Raw genomic sequence first — 18,262 nt, forward strand, 5'->3', positions numbered from 1 at the left:
CCACTCCACTCGCCCCACCACTCCACTCTTCCCACTCGTTTCACCGCCCACGGAGCCTTACATGACCGCCAACCACCCGCACCCCCGCGCCCTGGTCCTCGACACCGACATCGGCAGCGACGTCGACGACGCCCTGGCGCTCGGCGTCCTCCTTGGCTCGCCCGAAGTCGACCTGGTCGGCATCACCACCGTCTACGGCGACACCCTGCTGCGCGCCCGGCTCGCCCACCGCCTCGCCGCCCTCGCCGGCCACGCCCCGACCGTCGTCCCGGGCGCTGCCGAGACCTTGTCGGGCAAGGAGGTGTGGTGGCCGGGCCACGAGGGCACCTGCTTCGACGACCTGCACACCGAGCCGGTCCGCGACGACCTGAACGCCGCCGACTTCCTCGCCGAAACCGTCCGGGCCCGGCCCGGCGAGGTCGACGTGATGGCCATCGGACCGCTCGCGAACCTGGCACAGACCCTCCAACGACACGAGGACTTCGCCGAGGCCGTCGGCACCGTGTACCTGATGGGCGGCTTCTTCGGCCCGGACGCCAAGCCCGAGCACAACATCCTCAGCGACGTCGCCGCCGCCCGCACCGTCTTCGAGGCCGGGCTGCCCATGGTCGTCAGCGGCCTGGAGACCACCACCCGCTTCCGCGTGGAGAGCGACGGCATCGAGGCGATTCGCGCCGCCGGCCCCTACGGCACCGCCCTGGCCCGGGAGATCGACACCTGGATCGAGTTCAAGAGCCGCACCTGGACCACCCCGCACGACCCGATCACCGCCCTGTCGATGCTGCGTCCCGACCTGTACACCTTCGAACGCGGCCACGTCACGGTCGAGGACGACGGCCTGACCGTCTTCCACGCCGACCCGGCCGGCCCGGTCCGCCTCGTCACCGACGCCGACCTGCCGGCCGTGGCCGAGCAGATCGTCGCCCGCATCGTCCGCGCCGGGGCCGGAGCCTGACCACCGAACCACTCCCGAGCACGCCGGTCTCGATCAACGAACCATCGACCTGATCGGCACCCTGGAGAACCTCACCTCACGCCTCCCGCTGTCCTTCACCCACAGCTTCATCGGCTCCTCCCTCTCCTTGCTGCCAGAATCCCGGCAGGAAACACGCCGGTGAGGGCGGGGGACGAGGCGGGACAGGCGTGAGCGAGCACGGCACTACCGGTTGCGTCACTGCGGGGGGAGCGGGGCCGGGCATGACGGACTACGACGTTCCAGGTGGACACTCCGCGACGGTGGACCTGCCCCGCCGGGAACGGCGGAGCGACGGAGCGGGGCGCGCGGTGCCCCGACACGTGGCGTGCGTGATGGATGGCAACGGGCGGTGGGCGCAGCGACGTTCACTGCCGCGCACGGCGGGCCACCAGGCCGCCGAGGCCACCGTCATCGACATCATCGAGGCGGCCTTCATACAGGGCGCGTACCTCGCCGCCGGGCCGGCTCGATTCCTGCCCGACGGCCGGCTCAACGCCGGAAGCATCATCGAACTCGTCTCCCTGTCACCCGGAAGCGACGACCCCCGAGCCCGGACCGTGGCCGCCCTGCGCGGCCGCACGAAGCGGGCGTCGGCCCTGCTCCGCCTCCTCACACCCGACTCGACTTGGACGAGCCCGAGGAGACTCGGCTGTACGACGCCTTCGCCGCCTGGTGGCGCGAACTTCAGGCTGCCCTCGACACGGACGGCGACGGCCGGGTGAGCGCGCAGGAGTACGCCGCGGCCGTGCCCTCCCTCGCGGGAGCCGCGCTCATCCGCGTCGCCGAGGTCCTCTTCGACGCCACCGACAAGGACGGCAGCGGAACCATCGACACGGAGGAGTACCGGAACCTCTTTCGCACCGCCTTCCACCGCGACCTCGCCACCACGGGGCTGCCTACGGCCGGAGCGCCTTCGTGAGCGACTTCCTCTCCTTCATGTCCGCCCGCCGCACCAGCACCCCGTACGACCCCCTCCTCGCGGACGCCTAGGCGCTGTTTCTCGGATCTCCTGACTTGGGCGGGGTGTTGGGGTCAGGCTGGCTTCATGGGTCGTGGGGATCTGACGAACGCGGAATGGGCTCGGCTGGAGTCGTTCTTACCTCCTGGCGGTGCGCGGGGAGGTCGGTGGAGCGATCACCGTCGGGTGATCAACGGAGTGCTCTACCGGGTGCGGACGGGGGTGCAGTGGCGGGATCTGCCGGAATGGTTCGGGCCCTGGGAGACGGTCTATAAGCGGCATCGCCGCTGGTCAGCGGATGGAACGTGGAAGATGCTGCTGTCCCGTATCCAGGCCGCCGAAGATGCCGCGGGTGGGATCGACTGGGACGTGTCGGTGGACTCGACCGCAGTGCGGGCCCATCAGCACGCCGCCGGTGCGAGGAAGAAGCCGTCGGCCCTGGATGCTCAAAAGGGGAACGGCCGGGGGACGAACCAGGTCGATCCGGTGCTGCGGAAACTGGCCTTCCGCCTGGAGGAGGTGGTCAGATCGGCGAATGCCTGGGCCGCTCCCGCGGCGGATTCACAACCAAGATCCATCTCGCCGCCGACGGACGATGCCGGCCCCTCGCCTTCGTTCTGACGCCGGGACACTACGGTGACGGCCCTCAGCTCGAGCAGGTGCTGGAGCGGATTTCCGTACCCCGATCCGGAGTGGGACGGCCCCGCAGCCGGCCCGGCCACGTGCTGGCCGACAAGGCCTACACGTCCCGAAGCAACCGGCGCTACCTGCGACGACGCGGAATCCGGCACACCATCCCCGAACGTCTCGACCAGCAAAGGCACCGGCACAACCGAGGATCTCAAGGCGGTCGGCCCATCGGATTCGACCGCGAACACTACAAGAAGCGCAACACCGTCGAACGTGCCATCAACCGACTCAAGGGCTTCCGCGCCGTCGCCACACGCTACGAGAAACGCGCCTACATCTACCTCGGCACCGTCGCCCTCGCAGCCCTCATGGTCTGGCTCCGCACATGATCCGAGAAACAGTGCCTAGGGCGCGTGTCGCCCGCAGGCGCCGAAGCGAACGCGGTGACCAGTCGGCCAGTTCCCGGCCCGGGCGCTCACGACCGACAACGGCCCTCCGCAGCGGAGTGGGAGATGACGGCCTTCTCTCAACCCCTGCCCGTGTTCCCACCGCATGCCAGGATGTCGCCCATGACCGGATCGTCTTCCGCGCCTCTCGCCGAGGGCACGCCCGACAGCGGCGGCCTGGGTTCCCGTGCGGCTGCCGCGCTCGTCTTCGGGTCCTCCGCCGCGGTCCTGGTGGTCGAGATCGTCGCTCTGCGGCTGCTGGCCCCCTATCTCGGCCTCACCCTCGAGACCAGCACCATGGTGATCGGCATCGCCCTCACCGCGATCGCTGCCGGCTCCTGGCTGGGCGGGCGCGTAGCCGACCAGGTCAATCCACGCCGGCTTCTGGGGCCCTCGCTCGGGGTGTCGGGAGCGGTCGTCGCGCTGACCCCTGCCGTGCTCCGCACCACCGCGGAGTGGGCACCAGCGATGCTCCTGTTGATCGCGGCGCTGACTGTCCTCCTGCCGGGCGCGCTGCTCTCCGCGGTGACGCCCGTGGTGACCAAACTGCGTCTCACCACCATTGCCGAGACCGGAACGGTCGTCGGACGGCTGTCCGGCGTCGGTACCGTCGGCGCCATCTTCGGCACCGTCCTCACCGGCTTCGTCCTTATTTCGCGCTGGCCCGTCAGCGGCATCCTCATCGGCCTCGGAGTGCTGCTGGTGGTCGGCTCGGCGTTGGTCGAGTGGCGCATGCGCGGGTGGATCAGCACCCCTGCCCTCATACTCGTGGTCGTCGCCGGCGGCCTCGCCGGCAGTGTGGCGCCCGGTGCCTGCGACACGGAGACCAGGTACCACTGCGCACGGGTCGTCGCGGATCCCGACCGGGTCGGCGGCCGCACACTCGTCCTGGACGGTTTGAGGCACTCGTACGTCGACATCGACGACCCGACCTTCCTGAAGTTCAAGTATGTGCGCGCCATCGCCTCGGTGGTCGACACCGCCTACCCCGGAGCAGAGTCACTCACCGCTCACCATCTGGGCGGCGGCGGTCTCACCTTGCCGCGCTACCTCGCGGCGACGCGTTCCGGGACGCACAGTGTTGTGTCCGAGATCGACAGCGGGGTCGTGCGCATCAACCATGACCAACTCGGTCTGACGCCGCAGGCCGGTATCGACGTACGCACGGAGGACGGCAGGCTCGGCCTGCGACGACTGGCCACGAACAGCCGTGACCTCGTCGTCGGCGACGCTTTCGGGGGCGTCAGCGTCCCATGGCACCTCACCACGGTCGAGGCGATGACCGACGTACGCAGGGTGCTCGACGAGGACGGCCTGTACATCGCCAACCTCATCGATCATGGCGCTCTGGAATTCGCACGCGCCGAAGTGGCCACCCTGGCCGAGACCTTCGAACATGTCGTCCTCATCGGTGAACCCGGCGACATCGGCCTCAGCCGGACCACCACCGCGAAGGGCGGCAACATGGTGGTGCTCGCCTCCGACCGGCAGGTCGACCTACGCGCGACCCAGGAAGCGCTTGATGCCCGGCGAACCGGCTGGAGGATCGCCTCCGGCGACGACCTCACCTCCTGGATCGACGACGCCCAGGTGCTCACCGACGACTACGCACCCGTCGACCAGCTCCTCCAGCCCTACGGCCCACCTAGCAGTCAGTGACCGGACGTCCGTCTGTGTTGTGCGCATGGCCACGTTCAGGGACTTCAATTTCAGGCTCATCGCCGTCGAGCAGCACGGCCTCGAGCCAAGCTCCGGGAGCTGTGCCCCTCACTCAGCAGCGTCGCGTCCCTGTCATGGTTCGGGTTCGCGAGCAGCTTGAGTGCGTCCTGACGTCGCACCGTGCGGAGGGCCTTCATGCCGCCATCAGATCGAGCAGCGTTGCACGAGGAGGCACTCCGAGGGGAACAGCGGACCTGGTGCTCGCACTTGCCGTCAGCCTGCTGTCTCTGCTTGCGTCTTACGGTCTTTGGGGGCGGGTTGTGTCGCCGCCCAGCCGTTGTGGAGATGAATGATCGAATCCCGCACCCCTGGATCGTGGGTGACCAGGAGCGTGGTGCGACCGCGGGTGGCGTCGAGGATGTCGGCCAGCACGGCCGCGGCGGTGTCGGGGTCGAGTCCCTCGGTGGGCTCGTCCAGGACGAGGACGAGCGGGTCGGCGAGCAGCGCGCGGGCGAGCAACAGACGACTGTGCTGGTCGCCGGACATGGCGGCGCCGTCCTCGCCGAGGAGGGTGTCCCAGCCGTCGGGCAGCGACTGGACCCACTCCAGGAGCCGGGCCCTGCGCACTGCTCGCGCAGGTCGGTGTCCGTGGCGTCGGGGCGGGCCAGGAGCAGGTTGGCGCGGATCGTGGTGTGGAAGACGTGGGCGTCCTGGGTCATCCCGGTGATGACGCGGCGGGCTTCGCTGCCCGCGATCTCGCGCAGTTCGCGTCCGGCGACCAGGACGCTCCCGGCTTCGTAGTCGACGAACCGCAGGCGGTGGTCATCAGCGCGGCGGCGGCCAACTCGCTGCCGGCCGAGGCGAGCGCTGCGAGCAGCAGCCGGCGCCAGTGCGGGAGAAGGTGCTGCAGGAGTCGGACGGTGGGGCGGGGCCCGCCCGGCCGGACGGGAACCGCGAGTCGGCCGTGGACGGTCATGAGGTCACCAGTCCTTCCACGGGCGCCGGTCGGGAGAGGACGAGGCGGCCGGCGCGCACGGTGACGACCCGGTCGACGTGCGGCAGCAGGCTCGTGCGGTGAGCGACCGCGATCGAGGTCCGCCCCCGCATGAGGCGGACCGTGGCGCGGCTGACGACGGCCTCGCTGTCGGGGTCGAGGTGAGCGGTCGGTTCGTCGAGGAACAGAATGGGGGCGTTCTTGCAGAACGCGCGGGCCAGAGCGATGCGTTGCCGCTGCCCCGCCGAGAGCCCGGCACCATGTTCGCCGAGCGGGGTTTCGTACGCCTTCGGCAGCGCCTCGATGAAGCCGTCCGCGAAGGCGGTGCGGGCCGCTCGCCGCACCTCGGTGTCGCTCGCGTTGGGCCGCCCGAGGCGGATGTTGTCCGCGATGGACGCCGCGAACAGATGCGGGAGTTGGGGCACCCAGGCCACCTGGGCGCGCCAGTCGTCGGGGTCGAGGTGCGCGAGGTCCGTGCCGTCGACCCCGAGCCGGCCGGATTCGGAGGTCACGAGCCGAGGCGCAGTGCCAGGAGCGTGGACTTGCCCGCGCCGCTCGGGCCGACGAGGGCGAGATGTTCACCGGGGCGGACGGTGAGGGAGACGCCGGAGAGCGCGGGCCGGGTGCGACCCGGGTAGCGGACGGTGACGTCGTCGAGGCGCAGGACGCCCGCCCACTCGCCCGGGTCGTCTCGGTGCGGACCGCCGAGTGCTTCACACGGCTGCACCACCAGCGAGGCACCCGGCTCCTGTTCGGCCGGGGCGTCGCGGCACTGCGGGGGGACGGCCGGGGACAGGTGACGGCGGTCGAACTGGACGGCGCCGACGTGCTGCCGGCGGATCTGGTCCTGGTCGGTGTCGGAGTCAGTCCCCGCACGGACCTGGCCACTTCGGCCGGCCTCCCGGTGGGTGACGGCATCATCACCGACTCCCGCCTGCTCACCGCGGATCCGCACATCTCCGCCATCGGTGACTGCGCGGCATTTCCGCAGGCGAGTTCCGGGAACCTTTCGCGGCTGGAATCCGTGCAGAACGCCGTCGGCCACGCGGAGTCGGTCGCCGCACGGCTGACCGGGGCGGCCCGGCGACTTCTGGGGAGGCGGGTCAGGTTGACACCGGAGGACGCCACGGCCAAGGGGTTCTCGCTCAAGGAGCACCTCGCCCGCCACGGTTGAGGGCCACGGTCCCGTTGGCTGAGGACGCCGACGGCCAACGGGACCGTGCCTACGCCCGTCCCGTCAGGGTCGGCGGACCACGGAGACGTCGAAGTCGAGGGTGACTTTGGGGCTGACCATGGCCGTGGTCATGGCGTTCCAGTTCACACCCCAATCGTTGCGGTCGATGGTGGCTCTGCCCCGGGCGCCGATCCGGCAGGCTCCCCGGGGTCCGGTCTCCGTGCCGGTCAGCGTGAACACCACGGTGACCGGCCTGGTCACGGTGCGGATGGTGAGATCGCCGGTGACCCTGAAGACGTTCTCCTCGGCCTGCTCCACCCTGGTCGAGACGAAGGTGAGATTCGGGTGGCCGTCGGCGTCCAGGAACTTGCCGCCGAGCAGATCGTCGCGCTGCGGCTTGCCGGTCCGGATGCTCCGCGCCCGGATCGTCAGCCGTATCTCGGACTTCGACGGGTGGCCGACGTCCAGGTGCGCGTTGCCCTCGAACTCCTCGAACCGCCCGTGCACCCTGGTGGACATGGTGTGCCGGGCGATGAAACCGACGCGCGTACGTGTGGTGTCGAGGAGGTAGTTGCCTGACAGTTCGCCGGGCAGGGACGTGATGGACATGCTGGGATGCTCCTGTGTGGGAAGAGGGCGTCAGGGGTGCGGATGCGGCGCCTTGCCGCCTGCGTGGTCGACAGTGACCCGTGCCCGGGTCACTGGACTACTCCCAGGTCCAGATCGACGACGACACCGCAGTGGTCACTGGCCCACACACCGTCGCTGGGTTCGTCGAACACGCGCCGGGCGTCGAGAACGTGGGCGAAGGCGTGCGGATGAGCGTGTGGCGAGCCGACGAGGACGTAGTCGAGCCGACGGTGGTGCCGTGGCTGGCGCACCAGACGAGCGATGTCCTCGGACGCGTTGGGATTGTCCGTCGACCAGGTGTGGCCGGGCCCGGAACCCGCGACCTCCCACGCGTCGTGATAGTGCGTACTGCGTCCTGCGAGCGACTGCCGGCCGGTCAGGTAGCGGACGCCGGCTGTGTCCGGGTCCGCGTTGAAGTCACCGGCCATGATCGTGGGCAAGGCCGTCCGGTGCCGGGCGTCCAGGTCGCTGAGGGCGATCACCTGACGCTCGCGTGCCGCCTCCATGTCGAGCCGGAACGAGGTCGTGGGTGCGACGAACAGCACCTCGCCCAGATCCGGCAGCGGCACGTGTGCCGCCAGCGTGAGCCACGGCACGTCGGGCGCGTCCGTGCCGCGCTGGTCGAGGACTTCGACGATGCGATGCGGCCATCGGGTCGCGACCGCCGTGCCGCCGTACCGCTCAGCGAAGGGCGGCGCCGCCATGGACATCTGCGACTGGTCGGTGCCGTGCAGCCCGGTGCCGGCGATCAATTGGTCCAGTTGGCCGGGCATGACCTCCTGGAACGCGACGAGGTCCGGAGCGCGTCGCCGTAGCTCAGCGTTGATCAGCGCCATGCGCGCGGCGCTGTCTCCCCGGGTGTTCCACACGTTCAACGTGAGGACGCGCAGCCTTGTCACTGCGAAGTTCCCTTCTGTCCGTGGCTCGGGTGGGGTTTCGGGTTCCCTAGGCCCACTGGGCCCATTGGCCGGGCTGGTAGTCGCTCGCGGGTCGCTGGACGATGACGTTGAGGCGGTTGAAGGTGTTCATGACGGCGATGAGGCACACCAGGGCCGAGAGCTGTTCCTCGTCGTAGTGCCGCGCGGCGTCGGTCCAGGCCTCGTCGGTGACGCCACCGGCCGCGTCGGCGACGCGGGTGCCCTGCTCGGTCAGCTCCAGGGCGGCTCGCTCCGCGTCGGTGAAGACCGACGCCTCCCGCCAGGTCGCGACCAGGTGGAGGCGCACCGCGCTCTCTCCGGCGTGTGCGGCCTCCTTGGTGTGCATGTCCAGACAGAATCCGCAGCCGTTGATCTGGCTGGCGCGGATGCGCACCAGCTCCTGCGTGGTGGCCGGCAGCGCCGAATCCGACACGGCCTTGCCCGCCGTGGCGAGATGCTTCAGGAACTGGGCCGCCACCGGCTGGGCGAACAGGTTCAAACGGGCTTCCATGCTCTCTCCCCTCCCCGCAGGGCCGTTCCACCGTGGAACGGCCGTGCGTGAGTCGACGTTGCTACCGGTATGACGACGCGGCCCCAGCGGATGTGAGGTCGGCATGTCACCTCACATTTGGAGGGGCTGTCTCGTCATACCGGTGTGGCCTGGCCGGACGCGACCGAAGGAGTGGCGAGACATGAGGACCGAAACCGAGCCGGGAGGCGTTCGCCTCGACCCGGCTCTGAGCACGATCATGAGCGAGCGGCGTCGGCTCACCAATCTCGCCTACCGACTGCTGGGCTCCCTGGCCGACGCCGAGGATGTCGTGCAGGAGACGTACGCCCGCTGGTACACCATGACCCAGGAGCAGCAGGAGGGCATCAAGTCGCCAGGCGGGTGGCTGACCAAGGTGGCCGGCCGCATCTGCCTCGACCAGCTCGGCTCGGCGCGGGCGCGGCGCGAGAGGTATGTGGGCGAGTGGATCCCCGAGCCGTTGCCCGATCGCGCGGAGTGGTCCGGCGGGAGGGAGGGCGGGGCCACCACCGACCCGGCTGACCGTGTGACGCTCGACGAGTCGGTCACCATGGCCTTCCTCGTCCTGCTCGACGCGATGACGCCGGCCGAGCGTGTCGCGTTCATCCTCCATGACGTCTTCGGCTATCCCTTCGCCGAAGTGGCCGAGATCGTCGGCCGTACGCCGGGGGCCTGCCGACAGCTGGCCTCCGCGGCCCGCCGCCGTCTCCGCGCGTCCGAAGTGTCGGCGGCCCGGGCGTCGCGGCAGGCCGCTCTCGTCAGAGACTTCAAACTCGCGTGGGAGGCCAAGGACATCGCGGCCCTGATCGACCTGCTCGACCCCGACGCCACGGGGGTCGCCGACGGCGGAGGTCTGGCCAGCGCAGCGCCCCGTCCCGTCGTGGGCAACGAGCAGATCGCGCGGTACCTGGTGGCCGTCACCGCGACGGCGGACGACCTGACGATCGTGGAACGCACGGTCAACGGTCAGCCCGGCCTGGTCGTCGAGCGCGGCGGGGTCACCGCGGTGGTCATCGCGTTCGAAGTCGCGGGCGACCGCATCAGGAACTTCTGGGCCGTCGCCAATCCCGAGAAGCTGCGTCCCTGGACGACGAGCTGACGGGCGTGCTCGAACGGGAGGCCCCCGCGGTCGAGGACGACGGCCCGACCGTCTTCCACGCCGACCTGCCCGCAGCGCGGCCTTGTTCCACCGCGGTGCCGAGGTTCTGCTGTCCGAATCTCGCAGGCCTGCCCGATGGGGGAGCACCTAGGGTGTGCGGCATGACGCTGCAACTTGTTCAGGTGAACTTCAAGGCCCGGGACGACTCGGCGCTCGGCCAGTTCTGGGCCGAGGCGCTCGGCTGGGGTGTTTCCAGCGAGGGGCCCGGTGTCACCAACCTGGAACCCGTGGGCTTCGACTGGCCCGACCCGGCCGCCGTCTGCATCGATCTCGTCCGCGTCCCGGACCCGGAGACGGTGAAGTGCCGCGTGCACATCGAGCTCGCCACCACCTCCGACGTCCATCAGGCGGAGTTGGTCGCACGTCTGAAGGAGCTCGGGGCGACGCCTGCCGATGCGGGCCGGGGCGACGCGCCGTGGACGGTGATGGCCGACCCGGAAGGCAACGTGTTCAGCGTCCTGGAGCCCCGGGACCTCTACCGGGACACCGGGCCGATAGCCGCCGTCGTCGTCGACTGCGCCGACCCACGGGCCATGGTCCGGTTCTGGGGCGAGGCGATCGGCTGGACCGTCCACGAGCTGACCGACGACCGGGCTCTGCTGCGCTCCGTCAAGGGCGTCGGACCGTTCCTGGAGTTCCGCCGCACGCCCGACGACGAGGTCGTACGGAGCCGCGTCCATCTCGACGTGATGTCCGACCCCGTCGAGGACCAGGCGAAGGAGGTCGCCCGGCTCGAAGGCCTCGGCGCGGTACGGGCCGATGTGGGTCAGGGTGACGTCTCCTGGGTCGTTCTGGCCGATCCGGCGGGCAACGAGTTCTGCGTCCTGGGCCGGGGCTGACGCGGAGATCCTCCTCCCGTGCCGTAATCGCCTCGCGCTGAGCCGCCATGCGATCTACCCTCGCGGCCATGACCTCACACGATGCGCCTGCGGGCTCCCGGATCGCTACCGCTGGTGCCGGGCTGGTGATCCGGCAGGAGACCACCGACGACCACCGAGAGGTGCGCGAGGTCCATACGCGCGCCTTCGGGGACAGCGATCGGGTTCCCGGTCTCGTGGAGGCACTTCGCGTCGCGGAGGCCGCGTTGGCGCCGATGTCCTTCGTCGCGGTCGTTGATGACCGGGTCGTCGGGCATGTCCTGCTGAGCGCGACGCGGTTGGACGCTCCGCGCCGGATCGTGGACGTCCTGTCGCTGTCACCGCTGGGCGTGGTCCCCGAGTTCCAGCGCCAGGGCATCGGTACGCAGCTCGTCGCCCACGCCCTCGAGGCGGCCGACAGCCAGGGTGTGCCGTTGGTGTTCCTGGAGGGTTCGCCGCACTACTACGGCACGCGCGGCTTCGAGGGCGCCGGCGCGGTGGGCTTCCGTTCGCCGTCGCTGCGTATCCCTGAAGCCGCGTTCCAGGTCGCCCGGTTGTCCGCTCACGAGCCGTGGATGACGGGCACCTTCGTCTACTCGGAGGCGTTCTGGGCCCTCGACTGCGTCGGCCTGCGTGACCCCCAGGACTGAAGGGCTGCCTCAACAGGCCCACCTCGGTATCGCTTGCCTCCGCGCTCTTCGGGTAGCAGCGTTTGAACGGGAACCCCGTATTGCCCGCGCTAGAGGTTACTGAGAGTGATGTTTTTGTGACTGGTCTCGGCAGTTCGGGCGGCGGCCATGTGAGAGGCTCGGGCGATGGCCCCGAGGACGTCGCCCTGGAGATTGCCGACGCCGTGGAGTCTTTGACGAGTCTGTGGTCGCTGGCTGCTCAGGAGGCGGTGCTGCGGTTGTCCGTGCACCAACTGCGGGCACTGCGGGCGCTGGAGGCGGTACCTGACCTCAATCTCACCGGCCTTGCCGAACGGCTGGCTGTAGGGCTCCCCACCGCCAGTCGGTTGTGTGACCGGCTCGAAGCCGCTGGTTTGCTGGTACGTGCGCTGCACCCGCACAAGCGTCGTGAGGTGCAGCTCAGTCTCACCGCGCAAGGACACCGGGTGCTGGACGACGTCGCAGGGCGTAGAGCGCAGGCGCTCACCGCTGTGCTGGCCGGGATGGAACCCGCCGACCGCGCGGCGCTGAGTCGGAGTATGCGGGCCTTCCTGGCAGCGCGGGAATCCGGTTCACCGCTGCCCGGGGGCCCGTGAGGACAGGGCGCACCCGGGTCGGCATGGGTGGCGCCCGCCTTCCCTCCTCGCGGTTCCCGAACCCCCGTGACGCGCACCGTCACTTGGACGGGTAGATGTGCGTCACGGCATGGTGACGGTGGTGTGGCAGAGCAGCAGGCACACATCGTCGTCGCGTTCGGAACCATGCAGCAACGGCTTGAGCAGACCCTCGGCCGCAGCGTCCAGATCGTGTGCCAGGTCCACCGCGTCCAGCGCCTTCAAAGCCTGCGCAAGGCGCCCGATGCCGGCGTCGATGTCCTCCTTTCGCCGCTCGACCAGCCCGTCGGTGTAGAGGGCCAGAGTCGAGCCGGGTGGCAGGTCGGCGGCGTGCTCCTGGTACTCGTACGGCACGGGCACCCCGAGCATGGGACCGGGTGCGGCATCCAGGACGCGGACCGTGCCGTCGGGCAGTCGCACGAGGGGCGGGGGATGTCCGGCTGTCGCCCAGGTGATGCCCGGCTCGCCCGGCCTGAACCGGGCCAGGACCGCGGTCGCGTACAGCTCGGGCTGCTGGTGGTGCAGCATGCCGTGCATCCGGGTGAGGATGCCGGCCGGGCCGTCACCCGAGACCGCGTAGGCGCGCAGCGCGGTGCGTAGCTGGCCCATCAGCACGGCGGCGTCGAGTCCGTGGCCGGTGACGTCTCCGATGACGGCGAGGAAGCTGCCGTCGGGCTGGGTGAAGGCGTCGTACCAGTCGCCGCCGATGTTCAGCGCGCGGGTGGCGGGCAGGTAGCGGGCGGCCAGGGACAGCCCCGGTGTGGCGGGCAGGTCGGTGAGCTGCGCGCGTTGCAGGGTCTGGGCGGTGTCCCTGTGCTGTTCGTAGCGGCGGGCGTGTTCGAGGGCGACGCCTGCTCGTCGGGTGAGTTCGACCAGCATGAGGCAGGTGTCCGGGTCGAAGGCGGGTCCTGGTGCGGTGAGGGTGAGCACACCCATCACTTCCGGTCCCGGTGCGGAGAGGGGGATGGACAGCATGGTCTTGTCCGGGGTCAGCGCCGAGGGCGGAAGGTCGTCGATGCCGGGCAGTTCGCCGGGGCGAGCGGCGGCTAGCTGGGGACGGCCGGTGCGGGCGGCGACCACGGCGGCGGCCGGTCGGGGAATGGCGCGGTGACTGCCGCGCCCCTTCTGGTCTTCGTCGAAGAGCCAGGCATCGACGTGCGCGGCGTGGTCGGGCACGAGGAGGCTGGACAGGCGTCGCAGGATGTCGTCGTGGCGGAGGGACGCGCTGACGGCGGCGCTGGCGGTGACGAGGAAGGTGAGCAGGCGCCGGGCGTTCTCGGCCTGCGAGCGTGCCTGCCGTTCGGCGTCCAGCAGTTCCCGCTGGCGCAGAGCGGCGGCGTCGAGTTCGGCGTGGAGGGCCAAAACACCCTGGTTCGTGTGGTGCAGTTCCTCCCGGTGGAAGCGGACGAGGCTGTGCTGCTCGTCCAGGCGCCGCAGGGCCTCTCCCGCGTCCTCGTCGGCGGCGATGAGTGCGTCGGCCAGCACGGTGCGGTCCGGGCAGGGGAGGCCGACCAGGCCGAGCCGTCCGGGTTCGTGGACGGTGGCCGTCAGGTGCCATCCGGACTCCTGTGGCGGCTGTCCGGTACGACGCAGGGCTAGTTGCAGCTGCCCGTCGGTGCCGGGGGCGGGCCGATGCAGGTGCAGCTGGAGTTCGTACGCGCCATCGCCGTTTCGTTCCTCAAGACAGTGACGCAACCGGGTGGTCAGAGCCGTCACGAAACGCAGACGTTCCAGCAGGGGAACGCCTGCGTCGGACAGGAGGCGCGCCACGGCTGTCCGGGCGCGTGCCGCGTCGGTGGACGAGCCGATCGGCCAGATGTCAGGGACGGTCATCGGGATACGCACGGTGGCCGTTGGTCAGTACGGCCACGCTGGTGTCGTCACGCAGAGGGCGCGCTGCGCTACTGGCTTCGCGCAGTACGACTGCTGCGATCAGGGCGGGGTCGAGGGTGAGGAGTTGGGGATCGGTGGGCGGCGTCCAGCGGCTGGGCAGGCCGTCACTGTGCACGAGGAGGAGGCTGTCGGCCCGCCACGTTCCGTGCTGCAGGGGCAGGGACGCCGGCAGGCGCGCCCCCACGATGCCCGGGTGGGACAGCAGCGGTCGCCAGGTGCCGCCGGAGTGAAGCCGCGCACCGACGTTGCCGACCCCGCAGAAGGAGAACCTGCCGGTGGCCACGTCGGCCTGGCCAACGACGACGGCCGCGCCCCGGGTGGAACGCAGCACTCCATGGATGCTGCGCAGGACCTCGTCCGGAGGCCGGCCCACGGTGTTCCGCAGCTGGGCGACGGCGGCGACGGCGGCCTGCGCGGCCCTGATGCCATGCCCGAGCCCGTCGGCCAGCATGAGGGTCAGACGGCTGCCCGAGCGCACGCAGCCGAAGGCGTCACCCGAGTACTCGTCCTGAGCCAGCGAGACGTTGATGCCGCCGGCTCGCACGCCTCTACCGGGGCGGAGCATGCGAGCCCGGGCGGCGGGTGCGGGCCCGACGCGAGCCACTGCCACGGTGCCCTGTCCGCGTCGGCTGTGCAGGTCGAAGGTGTTCGACACGCGCAGGCACGTCCCCAGTCCGGCGCCGAGCGAGGCCGGAACTGTCGTGCAGCCATCACGCAGTGCTGCTTCCACGTCGGGGATACCAGGCCCGTGATCGAGTGAGGTGACCTGGACCCACGACGACGTGCCCTCGCCGATGTCGGGATCCTGGGCGAGATTGATCACGATGCGGCCACCGCCCGCGTGCTTGAGGAGATTGGTGGCCAGCTCGGTGGCCACCAGTGCGCCGACGGCGGTGCGCTGGGAATCGAGTCCGGCACGGGCGCACGCCGCCTCGGCGGCCACGCGTACATCCCGGACGCGTGTGGTGTCGTGCACCGGCACATCCCAGACGCGGCTCACACGACACCGCTGCGGGGAGTGGGCAGTGCGGAGATCCACTCGGTGATGGTGACATTGGTGCCCTGTCCGGGCCGGCTGTCCAGGGTGAACTCCTGCACCAGGCGCTTTGCCCCGCTCAGGCCCAGGCCAAGGCCACCGCCGGTGGTGTAGCCGTCGGTCATGGCCATATCGATGTCGCGGATTCCGGGGCCTTCGTCGATGCAGGACAGTCGCAGCCCACGGGCCTGGCCGTCGTCCAGCGCGGTCATTTCCATATGTCCGCCGCCGCCGTGGACGAGAGTGTTGCGGGCCAGTTCGCTGGCAGCGGTGACCAGCTTCGTCTGCTGGACCAGGCTGAAGCCGAGTGCGGCCGCGGCCTGGCGCACCTGATGCCTCGCCCAGGCGAGGTCGGCGTCCGAGCCGATCGCGATCCTGGTCGTCAGGCCGAGTTGGGCTTGCATGACGCGCCCTCCTGCGGATGTGGGGACTGTGCCGCCGAGGGAGCGTTTCCCAGCAGGGTCAGCGCGCTCTCGACGTCCAGGGCGGTGCGCAGGCCGGGCAGGGCGAGTCCCAGTTCGACCAACGTGATCGCGACGGCGGGGCGCATCCCGGTCAGTACCGTCCGCGCTGCCAACAGGCGGGCACTGGCGGCGATCTCGGCCAGGACGCGGCCCAGGAAGGAGTCGACGATCTCCACGCCGGAGATGTCGATGACGACGCCGTTCACCGACTGCTGTGCGATGCGGTGGGTGATGTCGTGCTGAAGCTGCTCTGCCGCGCCGTCGTGCAGATCTCCCTGCAGGGTGACCAGCAGGATGTCGCCCAGCTCCAGGACCGGTACGGAGACCGCGGGCCGCAAGGTCACCGTCGGCCCGCAACCGAGGGCGTCCGCGGGGAGACTTCGATGCCCTGCCGGCCCAGGGCGTAGGCGAGGGCATCGGCCAGGCCGGCGCGCGTGGTGATGGGTCCGAGGTCGATGCCGAGGTGGACGATGGTCTGCGCGATCGCCGGGCGGATGCCCGAGACGATGCACTCGGCACCCATCAGCTGTGCGGCGGCCACGGTCTTCATCAGGTGCTGGGCGACCAGGGAGTCGACCGTGGGCACACCGGTGATGTCCAGGATGGCGTACTGGGCACGCTGAGCGACGATCGCCTCCAGCAGGCTCTCCATGACGACTTGGCTGCGGGCACTGTCGAGAGTGCCGATCAGCGGTACCGCCACGACGCCGTCCCACAGCCGGATCACCGGGGTGGCCACCTCGAGAAGCTGCTCACGCTGGCGCGCGATGAGCTCCTCGCCCGCGCTGAGCGCCGTCTCCATCACGACCAGACGCAGGGTGCCCATCAGAACGGTCAGAGCCAGCGCGGCATCCCGGCCCTGCTGGTCCGAGGGGTCGGGGAACTCCGCGAGCAGCAATTCCGTAGCCGATATCCGCAACGTGGCGACCTCATCGGCGACTTGGGCCGGCGAGAACCCGCTCCGGGCACGGGACGCGGCCATACGTCCCAGCTGGTCACGGACTGCCGCGAAGCCGGGCGCTGCGACGTCCTCGGGCCGGCCGGAAGAGGCAACGACGGCCAGCGCGTCCACCACGGCCTTGCCCGCCTCGACCGCCTCGTCACGGGAGACGGTGAAGACCGTGCGGAACAGGGGAGCGTCCGCCCAGCGCTGGGCGAGCTGCTCCCGGCGCTGGTCGAGGAAGGCGCCTACCTGCCGCGCCGCCGGCTCCTGGGCCGCGTCCCGCTCCGACACTTACATCGTCTCCCTTGCGCACAGACTCCACGCCGCCGAACGGCATGCACTTCGACAATAATTGCTATATGGCAAACATTAGCCCCGGAAGCGCGGCGCGAACAAGCGTTACCCGGCGCGGGCTTCGGTGCGGCACCGCTGGTCACTGTCCCAGCCAGTCCAGGCAGACCACGAGAGCGTCGTCGTCCGGGATCCGCCGGCCGCGGTGACCCGTGAGCTCCCGCAGGATGGCCCGCGGAACCTCGGCGGCCGGCAGCAGGCGCGTGGCCTGGATCGCGCGGGCCAGTGCGACGTCCCCGTAGGCCTCGCCCTTCGGTGAGGCGACCGAATAGACGCCGTCGCTGACGAAAACCAGGCGGTCGCCGGGCTCGGCCCGGAACTCCTGGGCCACGTAGTCGGTCTCCTCGAACATGCCCAGCGGCAGCTGTGCCTCCAGCTCGATGCGCTCCACGCTTCCCTCCCGCAGCCGGAGCATCTGCGGCGACCCGGCGTCCACTACCCAGGCCCGGCCGGTGGCGAGCTCGAAGTCGAACATCAGCACCGACAGGTAACACTCGCCCCGGTACTGGGCGTACACCGCCTGGTCGGCCAGGGCCGCCTGGTCGGGGAGCGGCAGGCCCGCACGCCGGGCATTGCGCAGGGCGTTGATGGCCAGGTTCGTCAGCAGGGAGGCCTCTATGCCCTCGCCCATGCCGTTGGTGACGTACAGCATCAGGTGTTCCGCGGTCGCGGACCAGTCGAAGTTGTCGCCGAAGATGGCATACGCGGGCTCCAGCTGAGCGCCCAGCTCGTACTCGGGCCGAGTGGAGGAACGGCCGGGCAGGAGCTGCCACTGCATCTCGGCCGCCAGCGTGAGCCGGTCCTTGCGGCGCGCCTGCAGATACAGGTCGGTGTCCCGCTCCGCCACGACGACCTCGCGCCCGAGCACCTCGGCGATCTCGGCCAGTTCCGTCAGGCATCCGCGTACATGGTCCCCGCCCGGCAACACGACCGACAGCACGCCCAGCCGGTCACCACGCACGGTCACCGGCAGATGCGCGCGCACCAAGCCACCCCCCGGCGCGTCTTCCACGAACGGCTCCTGGGCGCCGAACGCCCGGCCCTCGGCGGTGTTGTGCACCGACACCGGCTCCAGGGTGTGCGGCAGTACGGACACTGGCTGCAGCACCGTCAGCCCGTAATCGGCCATGAAGAGCTCGACACCGTCCGCCGCGTACTGCTCGACCAGTACACGACGGACAGCGTCGAGCAAGTCATGCGGTGCCGCCGTACGGACAGCACGTTCAGCGATCACGAATCTGTTCATGACGGGAAGTCCAATCATTTATCTGGCATACCTGGATTGCCGCGAATATTCGGACGTATGATCAAAGTGAGGAAGTTGGCTACCCGAGACATCGGCAGCCGGAGGGCGGTCCTAGTAC

General features: G+C 70.1%; 20 protein-coding genes and 1 pseudogene. 9 read left to right on the top strand and 12 right to left on the bottom strand.

Translation table 11 applies throughout. From position 1 onward, the window contains the following. Positions 1 to 61: 61 nt before the first annotated feature. The 4 genes and pseudogenes from RI578_RS37880 (at position 62) to RI578_RS37900 (ending at position 4,669) form a co-directional block, all read left to right on the top strand. Positions 62 to 955, top strand: a complete 894-nt coding sequence (locus RI578_RS37880; protein ID WP_310875326.1) for a nucleoside hydrolase — start codon at positions 62 to 64, stop codon at positions 953 to 955. Positions 956 to 1,326: 371 nt separating this feature from the next. Then, a pseudogene (locus RI578_RS37890) lies at positions 1,327 to 1,966 on the top strand (calcium-binding protein); the annotation flags it as partial. 55 nt (positions 1,967 to 2,021) lie between these two features. Continuing rightward, a protein-coding gene (locus RI578_RS37895; protein ID WP_399062772.1) for an IS5 family transposase occupies positions 2,022 to 2,953 on the top strand; the annotation gives its coding sequence in 2 pieces (ribosomal slippage) (positions 2,022 to 2,400 and positions 2,400 to 2,953; 933 coding nt in all). 180 nt (positions 2,954 to 3,133) lie between these two features. Next, positions 3,134 to 4,669 (top strand): fused MFS/spermidine synthase, encoded by a 1,536-nt coding sequence (locus tag RI578_RS37900; RefSeq protein WP_310875327.1) that lies wholly within the window; start codon positions 3,134 to 3,136, stop codon positions 4,667 to 4,669. 273 nt (positions 4,670 to 4,942) lie between these two features. On the opposite strand, the gene RI578_RS42755 is transcribed toward RI578_RS37900, so the two are convergent. The 3 genes from RI578_RS42755 to RI578_RS37915 form a co-directional block, all read right to left on the bottom strand. Beyond that, positions 4,943 to 5,296, bottom strand: a complete 354-nt coding sequence (locus RI578_RS42755; RefSeq protein WP_399062775.1) for an ATP-binding cassette domain-containing protein — start codon at positions 5,294 to 5,296, stop codon at positions 4,943 to 4,945. A gap of 345 nt (positions 5,297 to 5,641) precedes the next feature. Continuing rightward, entirely contained in the window at positions 5,642 to 6,175 is a 534-nt protein-coding gene (locus RI578_RS37910; protein WP_310875328.1) for an ATP-binding cassette domain-containing protein, read from the bottom strand. Continuing rightward, positions 6,172 to 6,393, bottom strand: a complete 222-nt coding sequence (locus RI578_RS37915) for an ATP-binding cassette domain-containing protein (protein ID WP_310875329.1) — start codon at positions 6,391 to 6,393, stop codon at positions 6,172 to 6,174. The genes RI578_RS37910 and RI578_RS37915 overlap by 4 nt, the downstream gene beginning before the upstream one ends. On the opposite strand from RI578_RS37915, the gene RI578_RS37920 reads away from it, so the two are divergent. Beyond that, positions 6,358 to 6,837 (top strand): FAD-dependent oxidoreductase, encoded by a 480-nt coding sequence (locus RI578_RS37920; RefSeq protein ID WP_310875330.1) that lies wholly within the window; start codon positions 6,358 to 6,360, stop codon positions 6,835 to 6,837. The genes RI578_RS37915 and RI578_RS37920 overlap by 36 nt on opposite strands. A gap of 63 nt (positions 6,838 to 6,900) precedes the next feature. Here the strand turns inward: RI578_RS37920 and RI578_RS37925 are convergent, their stop codons facing one another. The 3 genes from RI578_RS37925 to RI578_RS37935 form a co-directional block, all read right to left on the bottom strand. After that, complete coding sequence (locus RI578_RS37925) at positions 6,901 to 7,446, bottom strand: YceI family protein (RefSeq protein ID WP_310875331.1); 546 nt, start codon at positions 7,444 to 7,446, stop codon at positions 6,901 to 6,903. An 89-nt stretch (positions 7,447 to 7,535) separates the two neighbouring features. Continuing rightward, a complete protein-coding gene (locus tag RI578_RS37930; protein ID WP_310875332.1) occupies positions 7,536 to 8,366 on the bottom strand; it encodes an endonuclease/exonuclease/phosphatase family protein in 831 nt (276 codons plus the stop codon). A gap of 46 nt (positions 8,367 to 8,412) precedes the next feature. Then, on the bottom strand, positions 8,413 to 8,895 hold the full coding sequence (locus RI578_RS37935; protein ID WP_310875333.1) for a carboxymuconolactone decarboxylase family protein: 483 nt from the start codon (positions 8,893 to 8,895) through the stop codon (positions 8,413 to 8,415). 181 nt (positions 8,896 to 9,076) lie between these two features. Here RI578_RS37935 and sigJ point away from each other — a divergent pair, with 181 nt between their 5' ends. From sigJ to RI578_RS37955, 4 genes are all read left to right on the top strand, one after another. After that, positions 9,077 to 10,012 carry an RNA polymerase sigma factor SigJ gene (sigJ, locus tag RI578_RS37940; RefSeq protein ID WP_310875334.1) on the top strand — a complete coding sequence of 312 codons (936 nt, stop codon included), beginning with the start codon at positions 9,077 to 9,079 and terminating at the stop codon, positions 10,010 to 10,012. Positions 10,013 to 10,173: 161 nt separating this feature from the next. After that, positions 10,174 to 10,911, top strand: coding sequence for a VOC family protein (locus RI578_RS37945; protein ID WP_310875335.1), 738 nt, complete (start codon positions 10,174 to 10,176; stop codon positions 10,909 to 10,911). Between the two features lie 68 nt (positions 10,912 to 10,979). After that, complete coding sequence (locus RI578_RS37950; RefSeq protein WP_383554594.1) at positions 10,980 to 11,579, top strand: GNAT family N-acetyltransferase; 600 nt, start codon at positions 10,980 to 10,982, stop codon at positions 11,577 to 11,579. Positions 11,580 to 11,695: 116 nt separating this feature from the next. Then, positions 11,696 to 12,193 carry a MarR family winged helix-turn-helix transcriptional regulator gene (locus RI578_RS37955; RefSeq protein WP_310875336.1) on the top strand — a complete coding sequence of 166 codons (498 nt, stop codon included), beginning with the start codon at positions 11,696 to 11,698 and terminating at the stop codon, positions 12,191 to 12,193. A gap of 102 nt (positions 12,194 to 12,295) precedes the next feature. On the opposite strand, the gene RI578_RS37960 is transcribed toward RI578_RS37955, so the two are convergent. The 6 genes from RI578_RS37960 to RI578_RS37985 all read right to left on the bottom strand — a co-directional run bounded on the left by RI578_RS37960 (position 12,296) and on the right by RI578_RS37985 (position 18,144). Continuing rightward, complete coding sequence (locus RI578_RS37960) at positions 12,296 to 14,044, bottom strand: PP2C family protein-serine/threonine phosphatase (protein ID WP_310875337.1); 1,749 nt, start codon at positions 14,042 to 14,044, stop codon at positions 12,296 to 12,298. Next, a complete protein-coding gene (locus tag RI578_RS37965) occupies positions 14,031 to 15,104 on the bottom strand; it encodes a SpoIIE family protein phosphatase (RefSeq protein WP_310875338.1) in 1,074 nt (357 codons plus the stop codon). The genes RI578_RS37960 and RI578_RS37965 overlap by 14 nt, the downstream gene beginning before the upstream one ends. After that, the gene (locus RI578_RS37970) at positions 15,101 to 15,544 is read right to left on the bottom strand and encodes an ATP-binding protein (RefSeq protein WP_310875339.1); all 444 of its coding nucleotides are present in this window, start codon (positions 15,542 to 15,544) and stop codon (positions 15,101 to 15,103) included. The genes RI578_RS37965 and RI578_RS37970 overlap by 4 nt, the downstream gene beginning before the upstream one ends. Then, a complete protein-coding gene (locus RI578_RS37975) occupies positions 15,523 to 15,948 on the bottom strand; it encodes an STAS domain-containing protein (RefSeq protein WP_310875340.1) in 426 nt (141 codons plus the stop codon). The genes RI578_RS37970 and RI578_RS37975 overlap by 22 nt, the downstream gene beginning before the upstream one ends. Beyond that, the gene (locus RI578_RS37980; protein ID WP_310875341.1) at positions 15,945 to 16,838 is read right to left on the bottom strand and encodes an STAS domain-containing protein; all 894 of its coding nucleotides are present in this window, start codon (positions 16,836 to 16,838) and stop codon (positions 15,945 to 15,947) included. Before RI578_RS37980 ends, RI578_RS37975 begins: the two co-directional genes overlap by 4 nt. A 142-nt stretch (positions 16,839 to 16,980) precedes the next feature. Continuing rightward, the gene (locus RI578_RS37985; RefSeq protein WP_310875342.1) at positions 16,981 to 18,144 is read right to left on the bottom strand and encodes a PP2C family protein-serine/threonine phosphatase; all 1,164 of its coding nucleotides are present in this window, start codon (positions 18,142 to 18,144) and stop codon (positions 16,981 to 16,983) included. Positions 18,145 to 18,262: the final 118 nt, after the last annotated feature.

Origin of the sequence: Streptomyces sp. BB1-1-1, assembly GCF_031597775.1 — a bacterium.
GTDB lineage: Bacteria > Actinomycetota > Actinomycetes > Streptomycetales > Streptomycetaceae > Streptomyces > Streptomyces thinghirensis.